A 5,133-nucleotide genomic window follows, 5' to 3' on the forward strand; every position below is an offset into this window, starting at 1 on the left:
AAATTTATAAACGGCGAGTGATTTTTCGCCGCCGCGACGATGAGCTTTTGCGTAAAATTTCATCCATAAAGCGGTAAAATTCCATGCCCAAAACTACGCGCGCGAAAGCAAATTTTATGCCGAAAGCGCGCCGTACCTTAAGCCGTGGATTTAAAACGAAATCTAAATTTGCGCCGTTAAATTTCAACCCCCGCTCGCAAAATCAGGCAAAATTTCGCGCGGAATTTCATTTTTAAATCTGTTATTAAGCCATTTTTGGCTTAAATTACATTTTCATTCGGGTAGATGTCCGAGCGGTCGAAGGAGCGCGCCTCGAAAGCGCGTAAGGCGTCAGCCTTCTAGGGTTCGAATCCCTATCTACCCGCCATTCATTCAAATTTCACCCAATACTTTGGAGTTAAGATGAGCAATAAACTCCTTTCGATGAGCCTGCAGGAGCTGTGGCGGCTCTTTCCGATACGTCTCGTGCCGCACGATCCGCGCTGGGGCGTTTGGTTTAGACAGGAGCGCGAAATTCTGCGCGGCCTGCTGCAAGATCATGGCGAGATCAAGATCCACCATATCGGCAGCACCGCGGTAAGCGGGATCTGGGCGAAGCCGATCGTAGATATTTTGATCGAATGCTCGGATATTGCCGCCGCCAAGCAGCGCCTGATAGACGCGGGCTATCTGCTAATGAGCGAAAGCGAGAGCCGCTGCAGCCTAAATAAGGGCTACACCGAAGCGGGATTTGCCGAGCGCGTTTTTCACATGCATTTGCGAAATTTCGGCGATGCGGACGAGATATTTTTTAGAGATTTTTTGCGAGCGAATGCGGATATCGCTGGGCGGTACGAGGCGCTTAAATTAGAGCTTTGCAAGCGATTCGAGTTCGACCGCGACGCCTATACTGCGGCAAAAAGCGAATTTGTGCTTAAATTTACGCGCATCGCTAAAGAAAACTCGAAATAGCCGCGTAAATTTATCCTCTGCGTAGAAGCTCGCTCGTTAAAAGCGATAAAAAATGGCTAAATTTTATAAACAAAACGTGCGGACAGTACCGCACATTGCAGATTAGTTTTTATAAAATTTTGACCGTAATTTCAAATTTAAAGAGCGACCGCCAGCTATCTATAGATAAATTTTATAAATTCCGCTAGCGACAAAGTCGTCCACAAAACGCGCCGTATCACCTATCGCCGTATCATACCGCAAACGAAAGGTGTTCCCGCGCTTCGGTACAAGTTTAAATTTAAAAGCCTACGCGTCATAAATTTTAAACATTCCACAAAAATATGGGCTCGTAAATTCGCTAAAAAATTTAAAGCGGCGAGATTTAAAATTCCTCGCCGTTAGCTAGCCGCGCAAATCCGTCTGGCGCTTAAATTTAATGATCGCTCTTCAGCCCCGCGCCGCAAAGCGGGATGATGCTATCTCCTTGCAGATCGCGGCTTTCTTTGTAGCGCAGATACGCCGCGTAGGTAGCCGCGGTCGTGTGCTCGACGTAAAATCCGCCGCGCGCAAGCGCCGCTCTGGCAGGCAGTATATCGCTCTCGCTCGCTAAGATCACCTCGCGCTCGCCAGCGTAGCTAGAGCCAAGAATTTCGCTCGCGCGCATCGGTCTTGCGATCGCGATACCCTCCGCTAGCGTCGGCTGCGGCTCTATCGCGCGCGCCGTACCTTCGGCGTCAAAAAGCGGAGCGCAACGCTCGCCCTGAACGATGAAAATTTTTGGCAGCGCTTCGATAAGACCGCCCTCATATAGCTCGCCTAGCGCCGCTTGAGCGCCCAGCAGCAGCGTGCCGTTGCCCACGGGGATGAAGATATTGCGCGGCACCCTGCCCAGCTGCTCGTAGATCTCATAAATGTAGCTCTTCGTGCCCTCGTAAAAGATCGGATTATAAACGTGGTTGGCGTAATAGATCTGCTCCTGCGCGGCCTTTTTGCGGCACGCATCCGCCGTCTCGTCGCGGCTGCCGTCAAAGACCGTGACGTGCGCGCCGTGGCTTTTGATCATATCGATCTTTTTGGGCGACGTGCCCTTCGGGACGTAAATTTCGCACTCAATGCCCGCGCGAGCACAGTACGCCGCCACGGCATTGCCTGCGTTGCCGCTGGAGTCTTGCAGCACCTTTTTCACGCCGATATTTTTGGCATGCAGCACCAAAACCACCGCACCGCGATCTTTAAACGAAAGCGTAGGCATCGCGTAATCGAGCTTGAGGTAAAGTTCTTCGCCGAATTTTACGCTCGCCGTGAGCCCCTCGCCCATCGAAATTTCTCTAAATTTAGCCGTGTCGATACCCATAAACCTGCGGTATCTAAAGATGCTAAACTCGCTTTGATCTACGAGCGCGGGGTTAAATTTAGGCGCATCGGAGTTTAGCTTATACAGCCCGCCGCAGTCGCATTTATAGCTCAAAGTATCGATGGGCGCGTGCTTGCCGCAGCCCGTGCAGATGAAATCGCTCATTTTAGCTCCTACTTTTCTCTTTTATTTTTGCGACGGCCTCGATCTCTACAAGGCAGCCGAAATGTAGAGCCGTAGTCGGCACCACGACGCGGGCGGGCTTGTGCGCGCCGAAAAACAGCGCGTACTGCTCGTCGAGCACGTCCCAGTTCGTGACGTCAGGCGTATAGACGCGGCACATCCGCACGTCGCCTTTATCCGCACCCGCGGCGGCCAGCACTGCCGCGACGTTGCTTAGAGCCTGCGCGGTCTGCGCAGCAAGACCCTCCGGAACGGCCCCCGTGCGCGGATCCACGCTTAGCTGCCCCGAGACGTAGAGCGTGCCGTCGTCGTCTAAGATGCCCGGCGCATAATGCGCCTTTTTCGGCGCGAAACCGCTTGGATAAATTTCTTTCATTTAAGCTCCTTTGCATATAAAATTTTATATAATTTTACTCTAAATTTATTAAAGATATATAAATATTTCTATAAATTTGCAAAAATTTTAAAATTTGATCTAAATTTATAGATTTTTTTATATGGAATTTAAGGAACTCAAATTGAATCAGCTTTTGCAGACCTTTATACCGACCGCGCACCTTATTAAAAATACGATCGGCGATTGCGAGGTGGTTATCCACGATATGAGCACGCCGCAAAACTCTGTCGTTTTTGTCCTTGGCGACGTAACGGGCAGGAGGATCGGTCAAAGCTTCGATCATCTGGTAAAGGACGTGTTGCTAAGTAAAAATTTTGAAAACGACTGCACCGCAAACTACTACTTCACCGCGCAAAACGGCAAGCTCATACGCTCCTCGACTTCGCTGATCCGCGGCGCAGACGGCAAAGTAGTAGGCGCGCTATGCGTAAATATCGATACCTCAAGCGCCATGGCGGCATACAAAGCAATAAAAAATCTTCTGCCGAACGCAAAGCTCGATAGCAAGCAGCTGCAAGGCGCAAATTTTATCGACGGAAGCTGCAATAGCGCGGCATTAGATGAAGTGAGCTTAAATGACGGCGTAAATTTAGAAACGCAAAGCTCTAACGATTTGCAGCAAAATATCCTTGACATCGTCCAAGACCTGATCGCATCGGCTACGCACGATCTGGATGTAGAGCGGATGAAGAAAGAGGATCGAAAGCGCATCGTAAAATTTCTCGCGCAAAAAGGAATTTTTGAGGTAAAGGGTGCGGTGGAGCTCGTCGCAAAGGCGCTTAGGACGCAGAAAGTCACGATTTACTCGTATATGGATGAGGTAAAGAAGGAGAGCTAGCCGCGGTGCATAAATTTGATCTCAAATTTAATAAGCGTTGCGCGCCTTATTATCAGCGTAGCCATTGGAGTGACGCAAATTTAATCTGAATTTGATGAATCGATCAAAAGTGGGATGCGCCAATTCCTAGTTCATGCGGCTTGTAGTGCAATAAAAGCAAAACTCATCTATTACTCGAACTCGTAGCCCTTCGTATTCTTTAATTTCTCGTCATAATCGACTCCGTTAGCAATTCGCTTGCGTGAAGCATTAAAATCCGCTCGTATCGGGCTTTTGCGCTCGTCAAACTCAAGTGGCGCGACACCGATGATATCTGCTAGCAAATGCGCCAAATCATCGCTCATAAAAGGCTTATCTTTCGCCGCAGCTAGCCTCTGCCATAGTTTAGCGTGATCGCTCAAAAACTCGCGAGAGCCTATGAAAATTAGCGGAATTTCGTAAGTAAAGCGGCTCTCCATGCCGTGCCCAAGGCGTCCGTTTTCGTATAAATTCTCTCCGTGATCGCTAAGATAGACGATGAGACTGTCATCACCCGAAAAAATTTTAAAAATTTCATTTATGACAAAATCGTTGTAAAGCACGCTGTTATCATAATATGCGACGACATCTTTCTGCTTGGAAGTAAGTTTTGCCTTTACATCCGCCGCGCTAAACTTGCCAAATCCCTCGGGATAGCGCAGGCTGTAATCCATGTGGCTGCCGATGAGATGGATCACGTAGAAGTTTTGCTCGCTCTGCTCCGTTTTTGCCTGATTTATGAGCGGAAGCAGCACTCCGTCAGGCTTGATGCGGACGGTTTCGTAAAGATTGCTCTTTGAGAGAAAGATTTCCCCGTCCGCGCGATCGGCGGCGCTTTTGGCGCTTAGCGCGTGCGCGCCGAAGGCTTCTTGATTGCTGATCCAAAAGGTGCGGTAGCCGCTTAGGCTAAACATATCGATGATACTAAGGCTGCGAAACCATGCCTTTTGCCGCTCGCTTTCGTAATTGCTGAAATTTAAAAGCCGCATCAGCACCTGATTCGTCGTAGCATAAGGAGAGATCGTATCGCTAAATTTTATGAGATTACCGCTCGCTTCAAGGCTCTCCAGAAGCGGCGTGGTTCTGACGCCGTATCCATACAGCGACATATGGCCGCGCTGCAAGCTCTCGCCGATTATTAGGACGATATTTTTGACGCGAGGCTTTTGCGAGGCGAGGTCTATAGCGGCATCAGGGGTTTTGGAATTTGAAATCGCACTGGGGCTCTGCGCCAGAGCGCCAGGGGTGGGAGTAGAATTTAAATTTGCGCCGGAATTTTGCGCCTGGGCGCTTGATGCGGGCGCGGAATTTTCAGACGCGGAGCCTGAGGCGGCGTCTTGCGTATCTGAATTTGCGCCGCCATTTAAAACGCCTTCGTTCGCGCGCTTAGCCTCATCGTATCCGAGCTGC

The 5,133-nt window shown here is 49.7% G+C and carries 5 protein-coding genes and 1 tRNA gene; 3 read left to right on the plus strand and 3 right to left on the minus strand.

Features of this window, described 5'->3' with window-relative positions; all coding sequences use genetic code 11:
* Positions 1-279: 279 nt before the first annotated feature.
* Together Q0236_RS02450 and Q0236_RS02455 are read left to right on the plus strand one after the other, a co-directional pair.
* Positions 280-367 (plus strand) — tRNA-Ser (locus tag Q0236_RS02450).
* Between the two features lie 35 nt (positions 368-402).
* Positions 403-951 (plus strand): GrpB family protein, encoded by a 549-nt coding sequence (locus tag Q0236_RS02455; protein ID WP_297914674.1) that lies wholly within the window; start codon positions 403-405, stop codon positions 949-951.
* Between the two features lie 415 nt (positions 952-1,366).
* Here Q0236_RS02455 and Q0236_RS02460 read toward each other — a convergent pair whose 3' ends face one another.
* Both Q0236_RS02460 and Q0236_RS02465 read right to left on the minus strand, forming a co-directional pair.
* A complete protein-coding gene (locus Q0236_RS02460) occupies positions 1,367-2,452 on the minus strand; it encodes a threonine synthase (RefSeq protein ID WP_297914677.1) in 1,086 nt (361 codons plus the stop codon).
* A gap of 1 nt (position 2,453) precedes the next feature.
* Positions 2,454-2,846, minus strand: a complete 393-nt coding sequence (locus tag Q0236_RS02465; protein WP_297914680.1) for a RidA family protein — start codon at positions 2,844-2,846, stop codon at positions 2,454-2,456.
* 142 nt (positions 2,847-2,988) lie between these two features.
* Here Q0236_RS02465 and Q0236_RS02470 point away from each other — a divergent pair, with 142 nt between their 5' ends.
* Positions 2,989-3,705 (plus strand): PAS domain-containing protein, encoded by a 717-nt coding sequence (locus Q0236_RS02470; RefSeq protein ID WP_297914704.1) that lies wholly within the window; start codon positions 2,989-2,991, stop codon positions 3,703-3,705.
* A gap of 170 nt (positions 3,706-3,875) precedes the next feature.
* Here Q0236_RS02470 and Q0236_RS02475 read toward each other — a convergent pair.
* Positions 3,876-5,133 (minus strand): phosphoethanolamine transferase (locus Q0236_RS02475; RefSeq protein WP_297914708.1); only part of this gene is annotated, 1,258 nt, incomplete at its 5' end.

This window comes from uncultured Campylobacter sp. (assembly GCF_938031315.1).
Lineage (GTDB): Bacteria > Campylobacterota > Campylobacteria > Campylobacterales > Campylobacteraceae > Campylobacter_B.

Bases quoted from the DNA above. Each gene is read 5' to 3' on its own strand.
- Q0236_RS02465 (WP_297914680.1), bottom strand. From the start codon at position 2,846: ATGAAAGAAATTTATCCAAGCGGTTTCGCGCCGAAAAAGGCGCATTAT.
- Q0236_RS02455 (WP_297914674.1), top strand. From the start codon at position 403: ATGAGCAATAAACTCCTTTCGATGAGCCTGCAGGAGCTGTGGCGGCTC.
- Q0236_RS02460 (WP_297914677.1), bottom strand. From the start codon at position 2,452: ATGAGCGATTTCATCTGCACGGGCTGCGGCAAGCACGCGCCCATCGAT.